General features: G+C 71.9%; 19 protein-coding genes. 7 read left to right on the top strand and 12 right to left on the bottom strand.

Annotation, left to right across the window (positions count from 1 at the left end; genetic code table 11):
• Nucleotides 1-72: 72 nt before the first annotated feature.
• The 10 genes from KIK06_RS04570 to KIK06_RS04525 form a co-directional block, all read right to left on the bottom strand.
• On the bottom strand, nucleotides 73-210 hold the full coding sequence (locus KIK06_RS04570; RefSeq protein ID WP_017597387.1) for a hypothetical protein: 138 nt from the start codon (nucleotides 208-210) through the stop codon (nucleotides 73-75).
• A gap of 47 nt (nucleotides 211-257) precedes the next feature.
• Nucleotides 258-755 carry a transmembrane transport protein gene (locus KIK06_RS04565; protein ID WP_268642041.1) on the bottom strand — a complete coding sequence of 166 codons (498 nt, stop codon included), beginning with the start codon at nucleotides 753-755 and terminating at the stop codon, nucleotides 258-260.
• Nucleotides 752-1,300 (bottom strand): RNA polymerase sigma factor, encoded by a 549-nt coding sequence (locus KIK06_RS04560; protein ID WP_268642040.1) that lies wholly within the window; start codon nucleotides 1,298-1,300, stop codon nucleotides 752-754. Before KIK06_RS04560 ends, KIK06_RS04565 begins: the two co-directional genes overlap by 4 nt.
• 461 nt (nucleotides 1,301-1,761) lie before the next feature.
• Nucleotides 1,762-3,480 carry a pyridoxal-dependent decarboxylase gene (locus tag KIK06_RS04555; RefSeq protein WP_268642039.1) on the bottom strand — a complete coding sequence of 573 codons (1,719 nt, stop codon included), beginning with the start codon at nucleotides 3,478-3,480 and terminating at the stop codon, nucleotides 1,762-1,764.
• Between the two features lie 170 nt (nucleotides 3,481-3,650).
• Complete coding sequence (locus KIK06_RS04550; RefSeq protein ID WP_268642038.1) at nucleotides 3,651-4,121, bottom strand: SRPBCC domain-containing protein; 471 nt, start codon at nucleotides 4,119-4,121, stop codon at nucleotides 3,651-3,653.
• Between the two features lie 121 nt (nucleotides 4,122-4,242).
• Nucleotides 4,243-5,040 carry an FAD-dependent thymidylate synthase gene (thyX, locus tag KIK06_RS04545; RefSeq protein ID WP_017597382.1) on the bottom strand — a complete coding sequence of 266 codons (798 nt, stop codon included), beginning with the start codon at nucleotides 5,038-5,040 and terminating at the stop codon, nucleotides 4,243-4,245.
• Between the two features lie 216 nt (nucleotides 5,041-5,256).
• A complete protein-coding gene (locus tag KIK06_RS04540) occupies nucleotides 5,257-7,479 on the bottom strand; it encodes an anthranilate synthase component I (protein WP_268642037.1) in 2,223 nt (740 codons plus the stop codon).
• 401 nt (nucleotides 7,480-7,880) lie between these two features.
• The gene (locus KIK06_RS04535; protein WP_268641451.1) at nucleotides 7,881-8,972 is read right to left on the bottom strand and encodes an IS110 family transposase; all 1,092 of its coding nucleotides are present in this window, start codon (nucleotides 8,970-8,972) and stop codon (nucleotides 7,881-7,883) included.
• 446 nt (nucleotides 8,973-9,418) lie between these two features.
• A complete protein-coding gene (locus KIK06_RS04530; RefSeq protein WP_268642036.1) occupies nucleotides 9,419-10,201 on the bottom strand; it encodes a response regulator in 783 nt (260 codons plus the stop codon).
• Nucleotides 10,198-11,826, bottom strand: coding sequence for a sensor histidine kinase (locus tag KIK06_RS04525; protein ID WP_268642035.1), 1,629 nt, complete (start codon nucleotides 11,824-11,826; stop codon nucleotides 10,198-10,200). The genes KIK06_RS04530 and KIK06_RS04525 overlap by 4 nt, the downstream gene beginning before the upstream one ends.
• A 184-nt stretch (nucleotides 11,827-12,010) precedes the next feature.
• Between KIK06_RS04525 and KIK06_RS04520 the strand changes: the two genes are divergently transcribed.
• The 6 genes from KIK06_RS04520 to KIK06_RS04495 all read left to right on the top strand — a co-directional run bounded on the left by KIK06_RS04520 (nucleotide 12,011) and on the right by KIK06_RS04495 (nucleotide 19,189).
• A complete protein-coding gene (locus KIK06_RS04520; RefSeq protein WP_268642033.1) occupies nucleotides 12,011-13,057 on the top strand; it encodes a tripartite tricarboxylate transporter substrate binding protein in 1,047 nt (348 codons plus the stop codon).
• 14 nt (nucleotides 13,058-13,071) lie between these two features.
• Nucleotides 13,072-13,782 carry a tripartite tricarboxylate transporter TctB family protein gene (locus KIK06_RS04515; RefSeq protein WP_268642031.1) on the top strand — a complete coding sequence of 237 codons (711 nt, stop codon included), beginning with the start codon at nucleotides 13,072-13,074 and terminating at the stop codon, nucleotides 13,780-13,782.
• A 28-nt stretch (nucleotides 13,783-13,810) separates the two neighbouring features.
• The gene (locus tag KIK06_RS04510) at nucleotides 13,811-15,370 is read left to right on the top strand and encodes a tripartite tricarboxylate transporter permease (protein ID WP_268642030.1); all 1,560 of its coding nucleotides are present in this window, start codon (nucleotides 13,811-13,813) and stop codon (nucleotides 15,368-15,370) included.
• A gap of 16 nt (nucleotides 15,371-15,386) precedes the next feature.
• Nucleotides 15,387-16,379 carry a Bug family tripartite tricarboxylate transporter substrate binding protein gene (locus KIK06_RS04505; protein WP_268642028.1) on the top strand — a complete coding sequence of 331 codons (993 nt, stop codon included), beginning with the start codon at nucleotides 15,387-15,389 and terminating at the stop codon, nucleotides 16,377-16,379.
• A 132-nt stretch (nucleotides 16,380-16,511) separates the two neighbouring features.
• Nucleotides 16,512-18,842, top strand: a complete 2,331-nt coding sequence (locus KIK06_RS04500; protein WP_268645846.1) for a HelD family protein — start codon at nucleotides 16,512-16,514, stop codon at nucleotides 18,840-18,842.
• A gap of 86 nt (nucleotides 18,843-18,928) precedes the next feature.
• On the top strand, nucleotides 18,929-19,189 hold the full coding sequence (locus KIK06_RS04495) for a hypothetical protein (RefSeq protein WP_268642027.1): 261 nt from the start codon (nucleotides 18,929-18,931) through the stop codon (nucleotides 19,187-19,189).
• A gap of 1 nt (nucleotide 19,190) precedes the next feature.
• On the opposite strand, the gene KIK06_RS04490 is transcribed toward KIK06_RS04495, so the two are convergent.
• Nucleotides 19,191-20,147, bottom strand: a complete 957-nt coding sequence (locus KIK06_RS04490; protein WP_268642026.1) for an alpha/beta fold hydrolase — start codon at nucleotides 20,145-20,147, stop codon at nucleotides 19,191-19,193.
• 412 nt (nucleotides 20,148-20,559) lie between these two features.
• Here KIK06_RS04490 and KIK06_RS04485 point away from each other — a divergent pair, with 412 nt between their 5' ends.
• Nucleotides 20,560-21,447 carry a hypothetical protein gene (locus tag KIK06_RS04485; protein WP_017597371.1) on the top strand — a complete coding sequence of 296 codons (888 nt, stop codon included), beginning with the start codon at nucleotides 20,560-20,562 and terminating at the stop codon, nucleotides 21,445-21,447.
• Nucleotides 21,448-21,483: 36 nt separating this feature from the next.
• Here the strand turns inward: KIK06_RS04485 and KIK06_RS04480 are convergent, their stop codons facing one another.
• Complete coding sequence (locus KIK06_RS04480) at nucleotides 21,484-23,094, bottom strand: BCCT family transporter (protein WP_268642025.1); 1,611 nt, start codon at nucleotides 23,092-23,094, stop codon at nucleotides 21,484-21,486.
• Nucleotides 23,095-23,535 lie beyond the last annotated feature (441 nt).

Here is a 23,535-nt window from a genome sequence, read left to right as displayed (position 1 = left end):
GGCGGGACGCGCACCACGCGCGGCGCCCCGACGCGCGGGGCCGGTTCGGCTCCGCGACGCGGCCCCGACGGCTCAGATCAGCAGCAGGCCGATCCCGGCCAGCAGTGCGGTGGCCGCCAGCGCGGCGATCAGCAGGACGGTGCGCCGGCTCGCGCCGGAGAGGCGCAGGGCCAGGGCGAGGGGGCCGATCGGGGGAATCCTGTCGTTCATGGTGCTCTCCTCTTGTGTGTGGGATCCGCAGGTGTGTTTCGCGGGGTTCAGGAGTCCTCGTGACGCAGGGCGTCGCGCAGCCGCAGCAGCTCACGGCGGCGGGACCGTGCCCGGAGCAGGGCGGTTCCCGCCGCGATGACGAGGCAGGCGCCCACCAGGGCGGCGCCCAGGGCCACGGCCGGGGCGGCGCGGACCACGGCCAGCGCCGTCCCGGCCACGCCGGTGACCAGGGTGGCCACGAGAGCGATCCAGCCGCCCAGGACACGGTCCCGGGCGAACAGCGGTCGGCGCCGACCCAACACCCAGCCGGCGAAGGCGGCCCAGGCCAGACCGATGGCGATCAGTCCGGCGAAGGCGACCTGGGTGCGCGCGGGAAGCGGTTGCGGCTCGGTGGCCCACAGCACGGCGATCAGCACAGCCCCGCATCCACCCGCCAGCCCCACGGCCACATACCGCATCCGGGAGCGCAGCGAGGCCTCAGCGGCCAGCGCGCGTTCCAGTTCCTCGGGCACCTCCCGCCCGGCCGCGGGCTCGTGCTCGCTCATATCTCGTATCCCCTTTCGACAAGGACGGCGCGCAGCATGCGGCGTGCCCGGTGCAGCCTGCTCTTGACCGTGCCGGGAGGTACTCCGAGCACCTCCGCGCAGGAGGTGAGCAGCAGATCCTGCAGGTGGAACAGCACCAGCACCTCGCGTTCCAGCGGCGGCAGCCCGTACAGTCCGGCTTCGATCTGCATCGTGGTGAGCACGCCGTCGAGAGGGTCGTCGTCGACGGCGAGGGCCTCCGCCTCCGCCACGGACGTCTCCGCCGCCTGGTAGGAACGCCGCAGGTGGTCGGCGATCGCGCGCCGGGCGATGGTGAACAGCCACGGGGCGAACCGCTCCGATTCCCGCAGTCGCGGCAGGCCGCGCAGCACCGCGACCCACACCTCCTGGACGAGGTCGTCCGCGAGGTGCGTCGAGCCGACCATGCCGCGCACGTAGCGCCACAACGGGGCGTGCCAGGCCCGCACCAGTTCGCGGAACGCGTCCCGTTCGCCCAACTGGCAGCGCACCACCAGCAGCCCGTCACGTCGCGCGTCGCCGCCCACCGCGCCTCCCCTTCGTGTCGCCTCTCATCAGAACAGTCCGCGTCGACGGCGGAAAGGTTCACGGCGCGACGCCCGGAAGTACCCGCGGATCCGTTGTCCGACCTCTCCGCCACGGTGCCGCCATGACGAATCTCGTGCTGGTGGCGGGTGCGCGACACCGCACCCGGGCGTCTCCCTGACCGAACCGGCCGCACTGGCCCGGCCGCTCGGCGGGCTCCCGACGACGTACGTCACGTGCCTGCTGGACGGCGCCGAGCCGACCGGCGACGTGGCGGCGCTGCCGACCGACGAGCACTGGGAACCGGTCACCACGGACACCGGACACTGGCCGATGTTCTCCCGACCGCGGGAGCTGGCCCGGATCCTGCTCGGCGCGGCGTCCTGACGCTGGCGCGCGGAGCCTGGCGCTCGGAGCGGCCGTGCCCCTCCCGGACACGGCCGCGATGACGGTCCCCGGCGGGTCAGGCGAAGCCGCGGTCGGTCATGGCGACCGCGTGCAGCACCTCGGCCTCCTCCTCGACGGGCGTGTACTGCGCCGGGATCAGGGCCTCCGCGGCGATCGGGCGCACCGCGCTCTTCGGGAAGGCGTCGTCGCGCGTCAGGTCGCTGATCAGCTGGTCGATCAGCTTCTTGGTCACGTGCGGCATGGTGAACAGGTGAACGTAGGTCTTCACCTGGCGTCCTCCGGCCGGGACGGTGACCGTGGCCAGGGAGTACTTCCTGATGATGCTCTCGTCGGGCGCGCGGAACCGGACACTGAGCGTGTGACCGGTCAACGCGCACTCCAGAGGGTCCCACCCCCGCTTCTCCAGTTTCGGCGCCACCTTCTTCGCGAGGCGCTTCAGGGTGTACTCGGCCATGTCGTGGCAGTCCTTGGCCATCTCCGTCTGCCTCTCGTGGGAGTGCTTGGCGAGGAAGTTCCACAGCACCGCCGCGGAGAAGCCGTTGCGCGAACCGGCGAAGGTGGTGTCGGGAGAGCCGACGTAGTCCGCCATGGGCGGCGGCTGGAGCTGAAGCCTGCGCCGGGTCATGAACACGCCGCACGGCCACGGGCAGCCGGGGTACTTGTGCCCGCTGGCCACGATCGAGCTCACTCCCGGCCTGGACAGCCGGAAGTCGAACTCCGGAACCTCGATTCCGGCCTTGGCCAGGAACGGAACGTAGTTGGCGCCCAGCGCCCCGTCCACGTGGATCCAGAACCCGTCGCGCGTGATCGTCTCCTCCTTCCCGCCTCGCCTGACCGTGAACTCGCGGTCGTACAGGCCCCGGCTCCGGAACACCTCGCCCAGCTTCCTGACGGCCCCCGCGACATCGTCGTAGGCCCCCTTGAACGTGGTGCCCAGGTTGAGCACGATCACCACGGGATGGCCCTTCTCCGCGAAGTAGTCCACCGCGGCCGCGAGTGTGTCGAGGTTGATGTCGCCGTCGCGGTTGGACGGGACCTCGGTCGGCCAGACCTCGGTGCCCATGACCCTCATGGCGTCCTTCCTGTAGTCCCGGGCCGGGTCGTTGCCCACCTCGCCGAACGTCGGGATGCCGAGCGTGTGCGCGCTCTTGGCGACCGAGTAGTGGGAGTCCTGGGAGAAGAAGATCACGGGCGCTGTGGCGTTCGGGTTGTCGTCGACCGGCTCCGCCTGCGCCATGGCCAGCTGCGGGACCTGACTGTCCCGCTCCTTCGGCTCCAGCAGCAGGTACCTGCCCGACACGAAGTCGCGGGCGTTGAGCAGACCGTAGATGTTGCCCTCCGACGAGCCCATGCTCAGCACGTAGCCCCACGCGCTCTCCGGATCCCTCTCGTCGTGGGGTCTGATCCCCCACAGGTCCGCGTAGTAGGCGAGCACCGCGCGCTCCATGTGCTTGGTGTGGGTGCGCAGGTTGCCGTCCTTGAACGGGTCGCCGATGTTGTTGGTGTGCACGCCGAGCAGCTTCACCAGGTCGGAGCTGACGTCGCTGAGGTTCTGGTTGACCTGGTAGCCGAGGAAGTTCCTGTGGTAGAAGTCCAGGTACTTCTGGAACTCGCCCAGGATCCTGACGCGCTCCTTGCCGAGCCCGGCGGGTTTGAGTTTGAACCTGGACTGGTCCAGCTCGGGCAGCGCCTGCTGTCTGCGGCCGGCGATGCTCGGTGCGGTGACGGTCGAGCGCGTCATCTGGGCGGAGGAGTCGCGCGTGCCGCTGTCCATGTCGCCTCCAAGACTGTGGGAACGAGAAACGTGACCGGCGGAGATACCACCGGTCACGTTCATTGCCTCGATGAGGTGTGGCCGCACCCACCGGGGTCCAATACCCTGGGTAACTTCTCACAAACTGATTGTGGTCAGATGGGTGTTGACGCCCTGGCCCCTCCCCGAGGTCACCCCTCGACGTGTGACGCCAGGTTGGCCAGGGACGAGGCGAGTCCCGTCTCGTGATCGGTCTGGGCGATGCCCTCGGGCACACCGGTCGCCGCCACGGTCACCAGCGTGCCCTCGGAATGGTCGGCCAGGCTCCAGGTCATCGTCATCGTCCCGGCGAACGCGGGGTCCTCCGACGCGAAGACGGCCCGCTGCACGATCCTCTCCCCCGGGACCAGCTCGACGAACTCGACCTCGACGACGTCGCTCGCCTCCGACGACTTGCCCCGTCCGGCCCCGGGGTCGAGGTAGGTCAGCTCCATCCGGAACCCGCCCCCGGGCCGGGGCTCGAAGCGGTCGAGCCGCCCGGTCATCCCCTCCGGCGGCAGCCAGGTCCGGAGCGCCTCCGCTTCGGTCATCGCCGCGTAGACCGCCTCGGCCGATACCCGAACGACCCTGCTCGCCCGGTCCACACGCTGTTCGTCCACCACCGCGACCTCCCGCGAACGACCGCTCCCGACCGGGCCCACGCTAACGGCGCGCGGTGACAGACGACGGACGCCGCCCGCGCCGGAGGGGACCGGGGCGGGCGGCGTCGTGGATCAGGAGGGCTCAGACCTTGCGCCAGCGCGGCACCCAGGCGCCGTCGGTGACCTCGTAGTCGCCGAACAGCGCGGGCGCCTCCTTCTGGAGGGTCTCGCCGATGAGGTGGAACAGCAGGCGGATCTCCTCCTCCGCGCCCGGCGCCGTGCGGGCCTCCAGGGTGTGGCGCAGCGTGCGCACGTTCGCGGTCCACACCAGCCCGGTCGCGACGCCCTCCGGGGCGAAGCGCCGCATGAAGGAGGTCTTGTGCTTCTTCTCGGCGAACTTCACGCCCTCGTCGTCGAGGCCGAAGTGGTCGGCCATCCAGAGCTGGAACTCCTCCATCCTCTGGAGCATCTCCGCGGCGCGCTTCATCAGCTCCGGGTCGTCCTCGGCCCAGTCCGGGAACCAGAACGGCAGGTCGGTCAGGCGCACGAAGCGCAGCGACTCCTGCGACACGGCCACGCCCGGCCGGTGGCGGATGAGCTCGTGGGTGAGCACACGGGACACGTTGTGCAGCACGAAGCTGAAGCTGATGTGCTCCAGCACGGATCCGTGCATGCTCGCCAGGATGTTGCCCAGGTACTGGTCCTGGTCCTTGCGCACGCGGGTCACGTTCGGGTTCAGCCCCGGCTCCCAGGAGCGGTAGCAGAGCCGACCGGCGAACTCGGCGAGGTTCTGCGGGTCGTTGAGGTGGGCGTCCAGCTCACCGCGGTCGAAGCGCTCCAGCCACGCCTCTCCCCCGACCTCCTGGAGGTAGTCGGCGATCGCGTCGTAGTCCACCTGCGGACGCGCGACCAGACGTACCTGCGGCTCGACCTTCTTCACAGCACCCTCTCCTCATGGCTCCCCACCCCGGGCACACGTCAACGCCGTGACCTGGGGGTTTGCCGGACCACGGGAACGTGTGCGGGGTTGGGCCGATTGGCCTTCCCCGAGGGTACACGTCCCGCCCGGCTCCCGGCCCCCGCTCCCGGACGATCCGGCCCGCGCGTGAGCGTTCCCACGCGCGGGCCGACAGGGGTCAGCCCCGGGACACGCCGTTCAGCCCCGGGCCAACCGCAGCATCCGCGCCACGATGCCCTCGCCGACGGTCGCCGTCAGGATCGACTCGGGGTGGAACTGCACCCCGTACCACCGCGCCGCCGTGTCCTCGATCGCCATGACCACCGGCTGCTCACCGTCCAGGACGGCGGTGACGTCGAAGTTCTTCACCAGTTCGGGCAGCGTGTAGGTGGAGTGGTAGCGGGCCGCGGGGAAGACCTCCTCCTCGCCGAGCCCCTCCAGCAGACGTCCTCCGCAGACGCGCACCCTGCCCGGTTTGCCGTGGACCGGTTCGTCGAGCGTGCGCAGCTCTCCCCCGGCGTGCTCGACCATCGCCTGGAGCCCCAGGCACACACCGAACACCGGCAGTTTCCGGGCGGCCAGCTCGTCCAACAGCTCGGCCATCCCGAAGTCCTCGGGCAGGCCCGGACCGGGCGAGAGCACCACCAGGTCGGGCGCGAACCGGTCGAGCAGGGAGGGGTCGAACCCGTAGCGGACGGTGGTCACCTCGGCCCCGTGCCTGCGGACGTAGTCGGCGAGGGTGTTGACGAACGAGTCCTCGTGGTCGACCAGCAGGACCCGCATCCCCTCGCCGGGGAGTCCGGACCCGGGAACCGCGGAGGCGTGGTCGGCGGAGCCGTCGCGTGCTCCCCCGGCCGCTCCGTCCCGCTCGCCCAGCGCGAGCGTCTCCAGCAGGGCGCGCGCCTTGAGGAAGGTCTCGCGCTCCTCGGCCTCGGGGTCGGAGTCGTAGAGCAGCGTCGCCCCGACCCGGACCGCGGCCACACCGTCGCGGATGTGCGCGGTGCGCAGGGTCAGGCCGGTGTTCATGGAGCCGTCGAAGTTGATGACGCCGACGGCGCCGCCGTACCAGCGGCGGGGGCTGGTCTCGTGCCGCTCGATGAACCGCATCGCCCACGTCTTGGGCGCCCCGGTGACGGTGACCGCCCACATGTGGGTGAGGAAGGCGTCGAGGGCGTCGAAGTCGCGCCGCAGGGTGCCCTCGATGTGGTCGACGGTGTGGATGAGCCGCGAGTACATCTCGATCTGGCGACGGCCGATCACCCGCACGCTGCCCGGTTCGCACACCCGTGACTTGTCGTTGCGGTCCACGTCCGTGCACATGGTCAGCTCGGACTTCTCCTTGACCGAGGAGAGCAGCTCCTGGATGTTCTCCGCGTCGCCGAGCGCGTCCTCGCCACGGCTGATGGTGCCGGAGATCGGGCAGGTCTCCACCCGCTGGCCGGTACCGGGCTCGCCGGTGACGCGGACGAACATCTCCGGGGAGGCGCCGACCAGGTACTCGCCCTCGCCGAGGTTGAAGAAGAACTCGTAGGGCGCGGGGTTGCGCTCGCGCAGCAGTTCGTAGAAGCGGGCCGGGGAGGAGCAGCGCGCGTAGGTGCGGTGGCCGGGAACGACCTCGAACAGGTCGCCGCGCCGGAACTTCTCCTTGGCCTCGGCGACGACGCGGGCGTAGGAGCCGGGCTCGGGCCCCTCGGGGACCTCGGCGGCGACCACCCGCGGGGTCGGCTCGGTGACGCGCTCCAGGCCGTCGGTGCTGGCCTCGGGGCGGTCGCCGTCGGCGGGAACGGTGAACTCGTAGGTGTAGCGCACACAGGTCTCGCGCTTGCGGTCGCGGACGACGATGGCGTCGGGCAGGTGCAGGACCAGGTCGCGGTCGCCGGGGTCGCGGTCGATGTGCGCTTCGATGGGCTCGAACTGGAAGGCCAGGTCGTAGCCGAACGCGCCGTACAGGCCCAGGTTGGCGTCCTCGGGGCTGCTCATCGCGGCGATGACGGCCCGGACCGCGGTGAAGACGCTGGGGCGGCGGCTGCGCTCCTCCTCGGTGAAGAACTCCCCCGCGTCGGGTTCGGGGACGGTGACCGCCACGTGGTCGGCGTCCGACTCGCGGTCCTGGCCGGCGCCGACGGAGACCAGCGCGTCGGCGACGACGGGGAGCAGGACGCGGCCGCGCGCGTTGAGGGCGGTGGCGGTGACGCGGCGGCCACGCGCGATGACCTCCAGGCACGGGTCCACGTACCCCAGGTGCCAGCGGTCGTAGCGGCCCGGGTACTCCATTCCGGAGGAGAGGACGCCGCCGCGCCGGTGTTCGACCGACCGGACGAGGTCGGTGAGCAGCTCGGGGTCGCAGTCGGCGGCGGTGCGGCGGACGGTCACGCCGCCCTGGGTGCGGTACGTGGTGGTCGAGGCGTCGCTGGAGTTCACGGCCGGTCCTTCGGGCGCTGTGTTCGGTCGGGTGGGTCACACCGGCCGGGGCCGTGGGAAAAGCGAAACGACCGCCGGTCCGGGGCGGTCGCTGGTCTCGGGTATACGAACCGGGTGCACCGCCTAGAAGCGGCGCCACCACTGGGTGTGAAGAGTGGTCTTGGTTCGCATGGGACCGAGTGTAGCGGCTCACGCGGCCCCCGACCACCACCACGGTCGGGGAACCCGGCCCTCGTTCCCGTACCCGAGGACCCGAACAGGAGGGATACCGCGCCGCAGGCGTCCGTTGAGGGTGGTGGAGGGTGACGAAGAGGGAGGAACCGCGCCGCAGGCGTCCGTTGAGGGTGGTGGAGGGTGACGAAGAGGGAGGAACCGCGCCGCAGGCGATGCTCCTATGGGTGTCAAACGGCTTGGGTGAGGTCTTTGCGTGGGGTGCCGCAGACGGTGCTGGTGGTGCGGATCGACCGCATCAGGACGGGATAGACCTCGCGGGCCACATAGCGTTTGAGGCAGCGCATGATCTCCTTCGTGGACAGCCCATCGCGGGTGCGGCGTTCGACGTAGGCGCGGGTGCGCCCGTCGCAGCTCATCCGGGTCAGCACGATGGTGTGCAGCGCGTGGTTGGCGGCCCGGTCACCGCCCCGGTTGAGCCGGTGCCGGTCCCGCCTGCCGGAGGAGGCCGGGATCGGTGCGGCCCCGCACAGGTGGGCGAAGGCCGCCTCCGAACGCAGCCGGTCGGGGTTGTCCCCGGCGGTGGCCAGTAGCTGCCCGGCCACCTCGGGGCCCACCCCCTTGAGGTTCAGCAGGCCAGGAGCGGTCTGGGTAGTCAGGGGCTTGAGGTGGGTGTCGAGCTCGGTGATCTCCTCGTCCAGGGCACCGATTCGCTTGGCCAGGCGGCGCAGCGCGGCCTTGGTCGCCTGGGTCGGGTCGGCCAGGTCCGGCCCGGGCCGCAGCCGGGCGCACGCCTGGACCAGGGCCTTGGGTGAGAGCCCGCGCAGCGTCGAGCGGAGCTGTTCGGGAGCGGTGACCAGCAACTGGTGGAGCTGGTTGAGGGCCTGGGTGCGGGCTTTGACCGCTGAGCGGCGTGCCACGCGCAGGGCGCGGATGGACTCCACAGCGCCGTCGCGGGTCTTGGGGGTGCCGCTGGCCCGGCCGGAGGCCACTGCTTGGGCGGCGGCGTAGGCGTCGATGGGGTCGGACTTGCCCTTGGACCGGCGTGTCTTGCGGTCGGGGCGGTCGACCTCCACGACCCTCAGGCCGGTGCGGGTCAGGGTGCGGGCGAGTTCAGCGCCGTAGGAACCGGTGCCCTCCACGCCGATGGCGGCCAGGGGGCCGAAGGAGTCCAGCCAGGTGAGCAGTTGTTGGTAGCCGGTGCCGGTGGCGTCGAACTCCTTGTCGGCCAGGTGGCGGCCCAGGTGGTCGATGACGGCGGCGTGGTGGGTGTCGTGGTGGGTGTCCACGCCCGCTGTGACTTTCAGGGCTTGATCGGTCATGCTGGTTACCGCTGTCCTGTCGTTGGTTCCGGTGGGGTGGCACGCGTCGGCCGGGCGGGCGGACAAGACTGTGGTGGGGCTTGTTGGGCCAAGCTCCTATGAGGTCACATGCCCGTCCGGTCGTGTGCGGTGGTTTCCCCGTACGGGTCGACAGATCGTCTGCGAGACAGTCGCTGAGGGCGTCAGTCCGTTGGTGGGTCAGAGCCCGTTGGAGAAGCCACCACACATCCTCACAGTCCGTTGAGGGTGGTGGAGGGTGACGGGCGGGCCGAAGCGCAGCGGAGGACCGCAACAAACACCATTCGGGCGCCGGCAGGGTGCTGCACGACGAGGCAAGCCGCGTAGCGAGGAACGAGCGACAGGCGTGGCCGAGGAGGAAGCATCCCTGCCTTGAGGGCGCCCGAACACGGGCCAAAGCGAAGCGGAGGCCCCAAACAAACACAGCCTCACCCGCCCAGCCACCGGTAGCGGCGCTCGGGCCGGCCGGCGGTGCCGTACCGCAGCCGCACCTCGGCGCGCCCCTGCTCGGCGAAGTACTCCAGGTAACGGCGGGCGCTGACCCGTGAGACCCCCGTCTCCGACGCGCACTCGGCGGCCGACAGGTCCGCCGCGGCGCCGCCCTCGGACACCGCCCGGGTGAGCGCGGCGCGGACGAGGTCGGCGGTCTCCGCGGTCAGCCCCTTGGGCATGTTCCGGGTGGCGGTGGCGCGTTCCGGCGGCCGGGTGGCCCCGAAGGCGCGGTCGACGGCGTCCTGGTCGGGCGCGGTGTCGGCGGTCAGGTCACGGCGGAGCCGGGAGTACCCGCGCAGGCGCTCGATCAGTTCGGCGGGTTCGAAGGGCTTGATGAGGTACTGCACCGCGCCGCCGCGCAGCGCCTGGCGGACGGTGGCGCTGTCCCGGGCGGCCGTGATGACCAGGACGTCGACCTCCGGCAGGTCGTCGCCCGCGTCGGGGCCGCGCAGGCGGCGCAGGACGTCGATGCCGTTCATGTCGGGGAGGTAGACGTCCAGGAGCACCAGGTCGGGGCGGGTCCTGGCGACCATCTCCAGGGCCTCGGCGCCGGTCCGCGCCTCTCCGACCACGGTGAAGCCGGGCAGGCGCTCGACCAGGGCCCGGTGGACGCGCGCCACCATGAAGTCGTCGTCGACGATGAGCGTGCGCACCTCCGGCTCCCCACCCCGGCCACCAGCGTCGCCGTCCCGGTCGTCAGCGGCTCGGCTCGTGCTCATAACCCGTTCTCCTCGTCGTCGTGGCGGTCGTACAGGACGGCGGTGAACTCGGAGCCCGAGACGGTGGCCTCACCACCGCAGCGCGCGCACACCAGGCTCACGATGGCCAGGCCGAGGCCACGTTTGCGACCCGAGCCGTCCTTGGTGGTGTAACCGTGCTGGAACACCTCGTCGGCGAGTTCGCTCGGCACGCCCGGCCCCGAGTCGCGCACGGACACGTGTACCGGGTCGCCGCCCCCGCCGACCATGTCCACCTCCACCCAGGCGCGCCGGTCCGGTCCGGCGTTCTGGGTGGCCGCGTCCAGCGCATTGTCCACCAGGTTGGCCACGACCGTGACCAGGTCGGCGGCCAGTTCCTCGGAGAGTTGGCCGAGCCGGGCCTCGGTGGCCACCCTCAGCTGGGCGCCCTGTTCGGCGGCCAGGCTCGCCTTGGCGATGAGCAGGGCGGCCACCGACGGGTCCTGGATCCGCTCGGTGACCTGGGCGCTCAGCCGGGCGCGGGCGCCGCCGATCTGGCTGACGTAGCGCGCCGCCTCGTCGTACTCGGACAGCTCCAGCAGGCCGGAGATGACGTGCAGCCGGTTGGCGAACTCGTGCGCCTGCGCGCGCAGGGTGTCGGTGGTGGTCTTGCTGGCGTCCAGTTCGTGCTGGAGCTCCACCAGGTCGGTGCGGTCGCGCATGGTGGTGACCGAACCGACCGCGCGGCCCTCGGTCTCTAGCGGCATCCGGTTGAGCGCGACCAGGCGGTCTCCGATGGCCACGACGGTGTCGCGGCCGCGCACCCGCCCGACCAGGACGTCGCGCAGGCCCCCGGGCACGTCGAGGTCGGCGAGCGCGGTGCCGACGCTGTCGGGGGGCAGGTCGAGCAGTCGGACGGCGGCGTCGTTGACCAGGGTGACGCGGTCGTCGGCGTCCAGGCCGAGGACGCCCTCCTTGAGACCGTGCAGCATGGCCTCGCGGTGCTCCACCAGACGGGTGATCTGCTCGGGCTCAAGGCCCAGGGTCTGGCGTTTGACCCGGCGGGACAGCAGCAGAGATCCGACCACGCCGAGCACGCTGGCGATGCCGAGGTAGACGAGCAGGTTGGGGGTGGCCAGCACGAGCAGCTCGCCGGGGCCCGGGTAGTCGCTGCCCGCGACGACGACGCCGAGGATCGTCCCGCCCTCGCCGATGACGGGGACGGCGGCGGCGACCGTGCGCTGGCCGGCGACGTCGGTCACCCCGGTCCAGGCTCGGCCGTCCAACGCGGTGGCCACACCCGGCAGGTCGGCCTCGTCGGTCCCGTCGACGGGTCCGGGGCCGAGGGTGATCGGGCGCCCCCGGTCGTCGTGGACCACGACCAGGTCGGCTCCGGACAGGGCGCGGACGCTCTCGGCGAGGGGCGCCAGGACCTCCTCGCGCCCGGGATCGCCCAGCCCGACCCGAATGGTGTCGCGGGCGGCGGTGCTCTCGGCGACGGCGAGCATGCGCCTGCTCTCGGTCTGGCGCAGGCGGGCGTCGGACTGGGCGAGGGACACCGCACCCACCATGACCAGCACGGTGACGATGATCCCGAGCTGAAGGGCGAGGAACTGTCCGGCGAGGGTGAGCCGCCGCCCCGGCACCGCGTCGCCGCCCCCGTTCACGGCCGCCCCGCCGTGGCCGGCGCGGGCGCGGCAAGCACCGTGAACACTACGAACACAACGTCCGTTACCTCCGTTGTCCGCACAACCATCACAACACTTCTCACTGGTGTTTCCGTCTGTTTGCCTGTGTGTTGCCTCACAAGAGATCCGGAACACACCCGGTGGCATCCCCTACGGAGACACTATGCGGCGCATCACATCCCACCTCCCCTCCACGCTCGGTGCCGGGCTGACGCGAGCCCGTGCCCTGCGGCTGGCCGCGGCCGCCGCCGTCCTCCCGCTGGCCCTGTCGGCCTGCGGAGGCGAGGACGGTGGAAACACCAACGCCGACGGCACGTGGGAGCCGAACGGCCCGATCGAGATCACCGCCCCCGCCGGGACCGGAGGCGGCTGGGACACGCTCGCCCGCACGAGCGCCCGGCTGCTGGAGTCGGAGGGCCTGGTCGACCAGTCGATCCAGGTGGTCAACAAGCCGGGCGCGGGCGGCGCGATCGGCTGGGCCTACATCGCGGGCAACGAGGGCGACCCGCAGAAGCTGTTCGTGACCAGCCCGCCCATCCTGCTGGTGCCGATGGCGGGCGACTCCGAGTACGACCACGAGGACTTCACCCCGATCGCGCGGCTGGCCACCGACTACATCGTCTACCTGGTTCCCGCCGACTCGGAGCTGGAGACCTTCGACGACCTGGTCGAGACGGTGGACGAGGGCGACGCCAACATCGGCGGCGGCTCCGCTCCCGGAAGCATGGACCACGTCGCGCTGGCGGGCGCGATCGACGCCGCGGGCGGTAACGCGGCCGCGGCCAGCTACGTGCCCTTCGACGGCGGCGGCGAGGCCATGACCGCCCTGCTCGGCGGACACGTGGACGCGGCGGTCGTCGGTGTCAGCGAGGCCGCGGGCATGCTCGAGGCCGGTGAGCTCCGCGCGCTCGCCGTCTCCTCTCCGGAGCCGGTGGAGGCCATCGCGGACGTGCCCACCCTCCTCGACCAGGACGTCGACTTCACCTTCGACATCTGGCGCGGTGTGATGGCTCCCTCGGGGCTGGACGAGGCCCAGGTCACCTACTACGAGGACCTGTTCGCCGACCTGCTGGAGACGCAGGCCTGGCAGGAGGAGTCGGCCTCGCTCGGCTGGACCGACGCCTACCAGAACAGTGCGGACTTCGGGGCGTTCCTGGACGAGAAGCGCTCCGAGTTCACCGAGATCCTGACCGAGGTCGGGCTCCAGTGACGACGGAGGACACCATGACCCCGCATGAGACGGGCTCTGAGGGGGCGGCCCCGCTCCGCCCCCTCGGGGGGTCCCAGACCCCCCAGGCCCCCGCCAGGAGCGAGGGCCTCGCCACGACCGCAGGCCCCGGGAACAAGAGGACCTTCGGGTTCGGCAACCGGACGGTGGCGATCGCGCTCGGCGTGTTCGCGCTCGGCTACCTGGTCCTCGCCTTCCAGGTGCCCGAGTACACGGCGGTGAACGTCCCCGTGCAGCCGGGCACCCTGCCGCGTTGGCTCGGTGTGGTGCTGCTGGTGCTGGCGGCGCTGCTGTTCTTCCAGCGCACCCCGGACGCGACGGACGACGAGGCGGCCCCGGAGGCCGACGTGACGGCCGGCGACGAGGCGGGCGCGGAGGAGGGCGGTTCGGCCGAGGCCGGGAGGGAACCCGCGGCCGCCCCGGGCGGCGACTCCGCCGGCGCCGGCACGGCCGCACTGGGGCGTCTGAAGGACCCGCGCCTGGAGGTCGCGCTGTTCGTCGGGGCGCTCATCGTCTACGTGGCGCTGTTCGAACCCCTCGGGTTCATCCTGTCCACGGCCCTGTACCTGGGCTCGATGACCGTCTACCTGGGTTACCGGCGCCACGTGGCGACCGCCGCGGTCGCGATCGGCCTGCCCCTGACCCTGTATCTGGCCATGTCCGAGGGGCTGGGCGTCGTCCTGCCGAGCGGACCGCTGCCGTTCTGACCCCACCGAGGCGAAAGACACCCTCACCATGCTCGATCAACTCGTCCAGGGGTTCGCGGTAGCGGTCACCCCGCAGAATCTGCTCTTCGTCTTCATCGGCGTGCTCGCCGGCACGGTCATCGGCATCCTGCCGGGGCTGGGCCCGATGAGCGCGATCGCGCTGATGATCCCCATCGCCTACGGTATGGACCCGACCTCGGCGATCATCATGCTGGCCGGGGTCTACTACGGGGCGATCTTCGGCGGATCCACGTCGTCCATCCTGCTCAACGCGCCGGGTGTGGCCGGTACCGTCGCCACGTCGTTCGACGGCTACCCCATGGCCCGCCAGGGCAAGGCGGGCAAGGCGCTGGCGATCGCCGCGCTGTCGTCCTTCACGGGCGGCACGATCGGCGTCATCGGCCTGATGATGATCGCTCCCAGCCTGGCCTCGTTCGCGGTCAGCTTCGGCCCGACCGAGTACTTCGCGCTGATGGTGCTGGGCCTGACCGCCGTGGTCTCCCTGGCCGGGCGCAACCTCGTCAAGGGGCTCGTCTCGGCGGTCGTGGGTGTGATGATCGCGCTCGTGGGCATCGACTCCCAGACCGCGATCACCCGGTTCACCTTCGACCTTCCCGAACTGTTCGAGGGCGTGGAGTTCCTCATCGTGGCGCTCGGCGTGTTCGCCCTGGCCGAGGTGTTCGTGATGCTGAACCGCCGCGGCCGGGGCGGAGCCCAGGGCGGTGTCACCTCGCTCCGGCTGAGCGGGCGGGAGATGGCGCGGATCACCCCGCCGACGCTGCGTTCGGGTGTCCTGGGCTTCTTCACCGGTGTGCTGCCGGGCGCGGGCGCGACCGTGGCGTCCTTCCTCTCCTACTCGGCGGAGAAGCGCATCGCCAGGGACGGTGACACGTTCGGGCAGGGCAACCCCAAGGGCGTGGCCGCCCCGGAGTCGGCCAACAACGCCGCCGCCGTGGGCTCGTTCGTCCCGCTGATGACGCTGGGCGTGCCAGGTTCGGGCACGACGGCGATCCTGCTCGGCGCGCTGCTGGTGCTGGGCGTGCAGCCGGGCCCGCTGATGCTCACCGACAACCCGGACATGTTCTGGGGCCTGGTCGCGTCGATGTACATCGGCAGCGCGGTGCTGCTCGTGCTGAACCTGCCGCTGATCCCGGTGTTCGCCAAGGTGTTGAAGACGCCGAAGGCGGTCCTGATCCCGCTGGTCGTCGTATTCTGCGTGGTGGGGGTGTACGGGCTCAGCTTCAGCGTGTTCGATCTGGGCCTGCTGACCGCGTTCGGCGTGATCGGGTTCCTCATGCGGCAGAACGACTTCCCGGCCGCGCCGATGATCCTGGGGCTGATCCTGGGCGGGCTCATGGAGAAGTCCATGCGCCAGGCGCTGCAGATCTCCGGCGGGGACTGGTCGGTGTTCGTGACCGAGCCGATCTCCGCGGGGCTCGTCGCCCTGGCGGTGCTGTCGATGGTTCCGTCGCTGGTGCGGGCGGTCCGGGAGCGCGCGGCCGATCGGTCCGCGGGCAGGGCCGCCGCCGAGACCGCCGACCGGAGCGCCGAGGAGGACTCCGACCGCGCGGAGTCGCTGAAGGGCTGACGAGGAGGCGGATCGCATGAGGGGCACGAGCCGGCGCGCCGTACTGGCCGCCGGTTTCGTGCTGCCCCTGGCGGCCTGCCTGCCACTGACCGGCTGTCTGCCCGTGCGCGGCCCCGCGGAGCTGCGGATCATGGTGCCGACGCCGCCCGGAGGCGGATACGACCACACGGCGCGGACGATCAAGGCGGTCCTGGAGGAGACCGGGACGGTTTCGGAAGTGACGGTGTTCAACCTGCCGGGGGTGTCGGGCACCGCGGCCCTGGCGCGGTTGGTGTACGAGCGCGGCACCCCCGGCCTGATCCTCCAGATGGGGTTGGGGGTGCTGGCCAACTCCCACATCGAGTCGGCGTCGCACTCGGCGACGGAGGCCACTCCCCTGGCCCGGCTGATCGAGGAGCCCGAGGCGCTGCTGGTGCCGCCGGACTCCCCGTTCGACACGATCGACGACATGGCGCGCGCGTGGCGCGCCGACCCCTCGAGCGTGGTGATCGGCGGGGGCTCGACCCCGGGGGGTCCCGACCACATGGTGACCATGCTGCTGGCCGAGGAGCTGGGGATCGACCCGGCGGAGGTGGACTACCGCACCTACGACGGAGGCGGCCCGATGCAGGCGGCACTGCTCAGTCACGAGGTGAGCGTCGCGGCGGCCGGTCCGAGCGAGCAGCGCGCGGCGATCGACTCCGGACAGCTGCGGGTGTTGGCCGTGACCGGCGCGGACCCCGACCCGGGGACGGACGCGCCGACGCTGGCGGAGGCGGGGATACCGCTGCACTTCCTCAACTGGCGCGGGTTGCTGGCGCCGCCGGGGCTGTCCGCCGCGGACCGGGAGGAACTGCTCGCGGTGGTCGCGACGCTGCACGACTCGCCCGAGTGGCGGACGGAGCTGGAGCGCAACCGGTGGACGGACGCGTACCTGGAGGGCGCGGAGTTCGCCGCGTTCCTGGCCGAGGAGGAGGAGCGCGTGGGGACGGCGCTGAACCGGCTGGGATTCGCCGACGGGGGCGACTGAACAGCGCGCGGACGACGGAGCGCGTGCTACAGTATGGATTTCGCAATTTCCATATTGAGCACACAAAAACCCATCTAACTAAAGGATAGCAAGTAGATGGAGTTCCGTCAAGCGGACGCAGCACCGGACCCGATGTCGGACGACGCCGCGCACCCGTCCCCCTCCTCCGGGGGCGCCTCCTCCTCGGAGCGCGCCGCCCTGGCCGAGGAACAGGTACGGGTCAGCGCCATGTACGAGCGGCTGGACGCCCTGCGCTCCCACGCCGACGACCAGCTCTCCGCCGCCCACCTACAGGACCGGTCCGGCTACGCGGCTCTCGTGGAGCGCGAGGACCGGTCGTACGCGCAGGCCAGGCGCCGGTCGCAGCTGGGTTCGGTCGAGGAGGGACTGTGCTTCGGCCGGATCGACCTGGCCGCCGAGGACGGCGGCCGCACCGAGGACGGCGGGGGCGAGACGCTGTACGTCGGCCGGATCGGGCTGCGCGACGCCGATCACGAGACCATCCTCGTCGACTGGCGCGCCCCCGCCGCCCGCCCCTTCTACGCCGCCACCCCCGGTGCGCCGGCCGGACTCGCCCGCCGCCGTCACCTGCGGGTGCGCCGCCGCCGTGTCGTGGGCCTGGACGACGAGGTCTTCGACCCCGACGGCCTCACCGAGACCGACCGGCGCCGACTGGTCGGAGAGGCGGCGCTGCTCGCCTCGCTGCACCGGGGCCGGACCGGGCGGATGGGCGACATCGTGGCCACCATCCAGTCCGAGCAGGACCGGGTGATCCGGGCCGGGCTGTCCGGGGTCCTCGTCGTCCAGGGCGGGCCGGGCACCGGCAAGACCGTCGCCGCCCTGCACCGGGCCGCCTACCTGCTCTATACGCACCGGCGTGTTCTGGAGCGGCGCGGAGTGCTCGTCCTCGGCCCCAACCCGGCGTTCCTGCGCTACATCGGCGACGTGCTGCCCTCGCTCGGGGAGACGGACGTGGTGATGCGCACGGTCGGCACCCTGCTCCCCGGTGTCGAGGCGCACGGGCACGACCCGCACGCGAGCGCGTGCGTCAAGGGCTCCACGCGGATGGTCGACCTGGTGCGGGCCGCCGTACGCGACCGCCAGCGCACACCGACGCGGGCGCTTGGATCGTCCGACCTGCGGGTGGAGACCGACGCGGGCGTCCTGGTCGTGCCCGGCCCCGAGTGCGAGCGCGTCCTGTCCGCCGCGCGGGGCTCGCGCCGGGCGCACAACGTGGTCCGGAAGTACGTGGTGAACGCGCTGCTCACCGAACTCGCGCGGGCCGAGGCCGCGCTGCTGTCACGGCCGGCCGACGAGGAGGACCTGCCCTTCCACGGTCAGCGGCTCTGGCACGAGGACCCGGTGCGGGCGGCGATCGACGCGCTGTGGCCGCCGCTGACGCCGCGGCTGCTGCTGGAGGAGCTGTTCGCGGACCCCGAGGCGCTGGAACGCGTGGGGGAACGGGCGGGGCTGGGCTCCGACGAGCGCGCCGTCCTGGTCCGCGCCCGGGGGTCGGCGTGGACCGTGGAGGACGTACCGCTCCTGGACGAGGCCGCCGACCTCCTCGGCAGGGACGACAGCGCCGACCGGGCCCGGGCGCGGCGCGAGGCGGCCGAGCGGGCCGAGGAGGAGCGCTACGCCCGGGGGGTGCTGGAGGCCACCGGGTTGTCCGAGGTCAGGGTGTGGGACGGGTCCAAGCTCATCGAGGAGGCCACGTTGGCGGAGCGCCACCGCGGCTCCGGCCCCGGCCTGACCACCGCCGACCGCGCGGGGGCGGACCGGGAGTGGACCTACGGGCACGTGATCGTGGACGAGGCGCAGGAGCTGTCGCCCATGGCCTGGCGCGCGGTGATGCGGCGGGTGCCGACGCGGTCGTTGACCGTCGTGGGGGACCTCGCCCAGACGGGGAACACGATGGGGACCCGGTCGTGGCTCAGTGCGCTGGAGCCCTACGCGCGGGAGAAGGTGCACGTGGAGCGGCTGCGGGTGAACTACCGGACCCCGGCGCCGATCATGGCGGTGGCCGCGGACGTGCTGCGGGAGGCGGCGCCGGAGGAGGAGCCTCCGGAGTCGGTCCGGGAGGAGGGCGACCCGCCGCGCGCCGTGCGGCTCGGGGAGCCCTGGGCGGTGGGGCTGCCCGCTCTGGTCGCGGAGGAGATCGGGGCGATCGGCGAGGGACGGGTCGCGGTCGTCGCGGGTGACCGGGACGTGGACGGGGTCGCGGCGGCGCTGCCGGAGGCCGGGCGGGCCGGACGTGGGGGCGACGGCCGGCGGGTGGTGGTGCTGACCGCGACGGAGGCCAAGGGGCTGGAGTTCGACGCGGTGGTGGTCGTGGAGCCGGACGTCCTCATGGAACAGCCGTGCGGGGCCAACGACCTGTACGTGGCGCTCACCCGCGCCACGAAGCGGCTGACGGTCGCGCACACGCGGGAGCTGCCCCGGGTGCTGAAGAGGTTGGCGTGACGGGCGGGGCCCAGTTCCGTGCGGGGGCTGGTGTATGTGACCTTCGACCCCTGGCGGGGGCGGGTGCGGTCAGGGAACATCGCCCCATGACGACACCCCCCTTCCCGCCGGACACCATCCTCATCTCCCCGCGGAGTATGGCCCACCAGCTCGGATGCTGGCACAACGACGAGGCCAAGGTCCGGTCGGGCGAGCACCCGGGCTGGGGATGGGTCCACGGGGCGACCGCCGAGCAGTGGAAGGGTGTCGGAGAGGGCCGGCCGCTCCCCGCCGCCCACGGCGACACGTCACTGTCGGCCACCGTACGGTGCACGACCTGCCCGGGCGAGTGGACGCCCGGGTCCTGAGTCACGGCGCCGGCGCGGGCCGGGGACCGGGACCGCCGCCGTTCCGGGCGGCGAGGAAGTCACGCAGCGCCTCGCGGGCGGAGCCGCCGCCTGGCGAGAGCGGCAGGATGTGCCAGCCCCCGGGAACGACGTGAAGGTCGGCGCCGGGGATGGTGGCGGCGGCGTGGCGGGCGTGGGCGGGGTCGACGTCGCCGTCGTGCGAGCCGTGCAGGACCAGGGTCGGGCAGGTGACCCCGGTGGTCAGGGTGTCGTCGAGCTCGGCCCACCGCAGGAGGTCGTTGTCCAGTCCGGCGGCGCGGTCCTCGTAGGGCGTGAGACCGGCGAGGAGTTCGCGGACCAGCGCCGACCGCCCCCGGTCGGCCATGATCCACTCGACCACACCGCGCCGCGTCCGGGCGTCCAGGGACGACTCCTGGCGCACGAGGTCGGCCACGGCGGCGCGCGGCCACCGCTCGGCCAGGCGGGTGATCAGCCAGGTGCCGTACGGGCTGAGGTAGATCCGCCCGGCCGTCGGGGAGATGACGGGGTCGTAGCGTCCGCTGATGGCCGATTCGAGCACGAGCGAGCCGGTCCGTGCCGGGTGGCGGCGCGCGAACTCGATCGCTGACGGGCCTCCGCCGCTGATCGCGTACGCCGCCGCGGAGCGCACACCGAGTTCGTCGAGCAGGGCCGCGGCGGCGTCGGCCTGCTCGGCGAACGTCCGGCCCGTCGTGAGCGGCGTGCGCAGGTAGCCCGGCCGGGACCAGCCGATGACCCGGTAGCCCCGCCGGGCGAGGGGATCGAGCACGTGGAGCTGCTCGTGGCCGCCCGGCCCGCCGTGGAAGTACAGCACGGGTGGGCCGCCGGCGGGTCCGGTCTCGGCGTACTCGACCGTGCCGGCGCGTGTGGCCACCAGGTGTCCCCGGGCGTGCAGCTCCGCCCTCCTCCGCTCAGCGAACCGCCGGTAGGTGAAGAACATGGGGTCCTCTCGTCACGCCCGCGCGCACGCGAATTGGTCGTACGCCCAAGGCGATCGTACAGGACGACCCGCACCCTGCGGGAGACACGTTCCCCGGGTCACGGCGGAGGCGGTTCCCGAAACACGGGCGTCGATTCCACTCCGAATTTCCGAAAACACGAAACGGTATGACATAAACATCAATAGTGCGACCATGAACAACCTGGTGGCCAGGAATGGAATCGCGCGCGCGAAATTCATACGCTGTTCACATGAGTCCGCCCAGGTGGGATGGCCGGTTTCTCGCACGGTCATCAGACAGTCCGTTCCGTGGGCGGCGCCCCGACCCCCGCGTTCTCACCGAAAACGAACGTCCGGTGTTCCTCCCCGCACGGGACACGCGGACGAACGCACCCACGCTGGAGAAGTGAGCATGAGTGAACTGGTCACCGTCCTGGGCGAAGCGGCCCTGGACAGGATCAAGGCCCTCGAAACCCGGGTCCGCGCTCTGGAGGGCCGCGTGTCCACCCTGGAGGCCGCGTCACCGGCGACGACGGCGGTCGGAATGGCGGTGGGGTGGAGGGACGGCACCGCGTCCTGGCCCGAGGCCATCGCGCGGGCCGAGGCCGCGGCGGAGCGCCCCCTCCAGGCACGACGCGTGTACGACCCGGGCGTGCCCGCCTCGTTCTCGGAGTCGTACCTGCGCCACGACCACGGCGTGCGCGTACAGGTGTGGTCGTTCAAACCCCTGCCGACGACGCCGACCGACACCCTGGTGGACCTGTTCGCCTCGGTCCCGGACCGGTCGAACGTGTGGGTCGTCCCCCACCACGAGCCCCGGGACAACATGCCGCCCGAGGAGTACCACGCCCTCTACCGCACCACCCACCGGGCCTGCTCCGAGGTCGGCGGGTTCGCCGGGATCGGGCCCTGCCTGACGAACTGGGGCGTGCGGAACCGCAACGAGTTGGAGTACGTCATCCCGGAGCTGTCCGATTTCCTCGCCGTGGACAGCTACGTCGACATGGAGGGAACGCCGGAGCTGTCAGCCGTCGAACACGTGCGGGCCGCGCTGGACTACGCGAACGCCAACGGCCTGGCCTTCGGTATCGGCGAGTTCGGGGTGGACCAGGACCGCGGGAACGTCTCCCCCGAGCGCAAGGCCGCGTGGATGCGATCGTTCGCCGAGCTCGGACCGCTCACCGAGCACGGCCTGGCCTGGCTGTGCTACTTCCACTCCGACGTGGGGGGCAACTTCTGGCTGGACAACGACCAGGGCGCGTTGGACGCCTACCGCCACCTGTGGGACGTGTACGCGTGAGCGCGTCCCCGGCACGTGGCGGCGGTCCCGCCCGGGTCAGCCCACCGGTGTCCCCGCCTCCGGGGTCCGGGAACCCTCCGGCTCCGCGTGCGGGGACGGGGACCGGGACGGCCCGACGATGCCCTGTTCGACGGCCATGGCGCGCAGCAGCGGGGGCGTGGTCCACAGCGTCGGCAGCATGATCAGGCCCACGGGGACCGCGGTCACCACGATGAAGGACTGCAACGCCTGGATGCCGCCGTCCCCCACCAGGAGCAGCGCGACGGCCGCCAGTCCCATCCCCACACACCAGACCGCGCGGACCAGACCCGAGGGCTCGCCCTCGCGCATGCTGGAGGCCGCGATGGCGTAGGACATCGAGTCGAGCGTGGACGCCAGGAAGATCAGGGCCACGAGAACCGTCAGCACGCCCAGAAGCGCGGTCATCGGCAGCGCCTCCAGGATGGACAGCGCCGCCGCGGGCAGGCCGTCCTCGGCGTAGGGGCCGGTGACCGCCCCCGGGTCCCGCTGCTCCAGCCAGATACCGGTACCGCCCAGAGCGGTGAACCAGACCGTGGTGACCACCGTGGGCAGGACCGTCGCGCCGACGTAGATGTCGCGTACGGTGCGGCCCCGGGAGATGCGGGCGAAGAAGATCGCCATCATGGGGCCGAAGCCCAGGAACCAGCCGAAGAAGAACAGGGTCCAGTACCCGAGCCACACCTCGTCGCCCCGGTACAGGCTCATGGCCAGGAACTCCCGCGCGTGCACGGTGCTCGCCTGGAGGTAGAGGTCCACGACGAAGGGCAGCGACGCCATACTGACGACGGCGGCGATGAGCACCAGGGCCAGCCAGACGTTGGCCCTGCTCAGCAGCTGGATACCCCGGTGGATGCCGCTCAGCACGGAGATCGCGGCCACGACGGTCAGACCGAGGATGATCAGCGCCTGGACGGCGTAGGTGTCGGGCAGGCCGAACAGCGCGCCGGTGATGTAGGAGATCTGCAGTCCGAGGAAGCCGATCGGCCCCACGGTCCCGGCGACCACGGCGAGCACGCAGCTGATGTCGACGACCGCGCCGATCCAGTGCGTGCGCACCCGCTCCCCCATCAGCGGCCACAACAGGGTGCGCGGACGCAGCGGCATGCCCTTCTCCACACCGCGCATCATGACCAGGGTGGCCAGCGAACCGCCGGCGGCCCAGGCGATGAAACCCCAGTGCACGAAGCTCTGCGCCATCGCGACGGCCGCTCTCTCGGTTCCGCCCGCCGCGTCGGCGTACCGCGGCGGCGCGGAGGCGTAGTGGGCGATGGGTTCGGCCGCGGCCCAGAACACCCCTCCCGCGGCCAGCAGGGTGGTCGCGATCATCGCCACCCAGGTGAACCGGCCGAACTCGGGGGCGTCGGCGCCGCCCATGCGGACCCTGCCGTAGCGGGAGAAGGCCAGGACGGTGACGACGACGAAGGTGGCCAGCATCAGGAGCTGCCAGTAGGCGCCGAACCAGCGCGCCGACCAGGTGAAGGCCGTGTCCACCACGGCCCCGACCGTTCGGGGTGAGAGTAGGGACGCGAGGACGAACGCGGCCAGGAAGGCGCCGGTCACGCCGGTGACCCAGCGGTCGGAACGTCTGCCTCGCGCGAACGCGCGTGAACGCAGCGTGGAGAACATGGAGTAGAGGAAGCCCCTCGAATGGAAGCACCGGCGCGCCTGGGCCGGTATCGGCAAGGCTCCGCCCGGCGTGCCCGTACGGTGTCCGGCGGCGACGGGGTCGTGGCGACGGCCGCCGAGCGGAGCCGGCACGCGGTGGAGCGGGACGGGACGTCGACAGCGGCCCGCCGGGTCGCCGGGGCGGTTCCGGGAAGGACGGGGAACTCCCCGGGTCCACGGCGGCCACGCGACAACGAGGGCCCACACTACCGCAGGCCAGAGGGGGTTTCCGTGTGAGTACGCACCAGGGGGACGGTGACGGATCGCGCACCGGGGCGTGCCCGACCGCACTCACGCGTCGTTGGGCGACACCGGACGCACCCGGTGGGCGCGGATGGCCGTTACCGGTCACCCGCCGCCGCGACCTGCGAGGACATCGGGGTCGCCCCGGTTGTGGGATGG

The organism is Nocardiopsis sp. EMB25 (assembly GCF_026797795.1).
Classification (GTDB): domain Bacteria; phylum Actinomycetota; class Actinomycetes; order Streptosporangiales; family Streptosporangiaceae; genus Nocardiopsis; species Nocardiopsis lucentensis.
The sequence above is the reverse complement of the archived record's forward strand: the minus strand, read 5'-3'. Positions and strand labels throughout refer to the sequence as shown.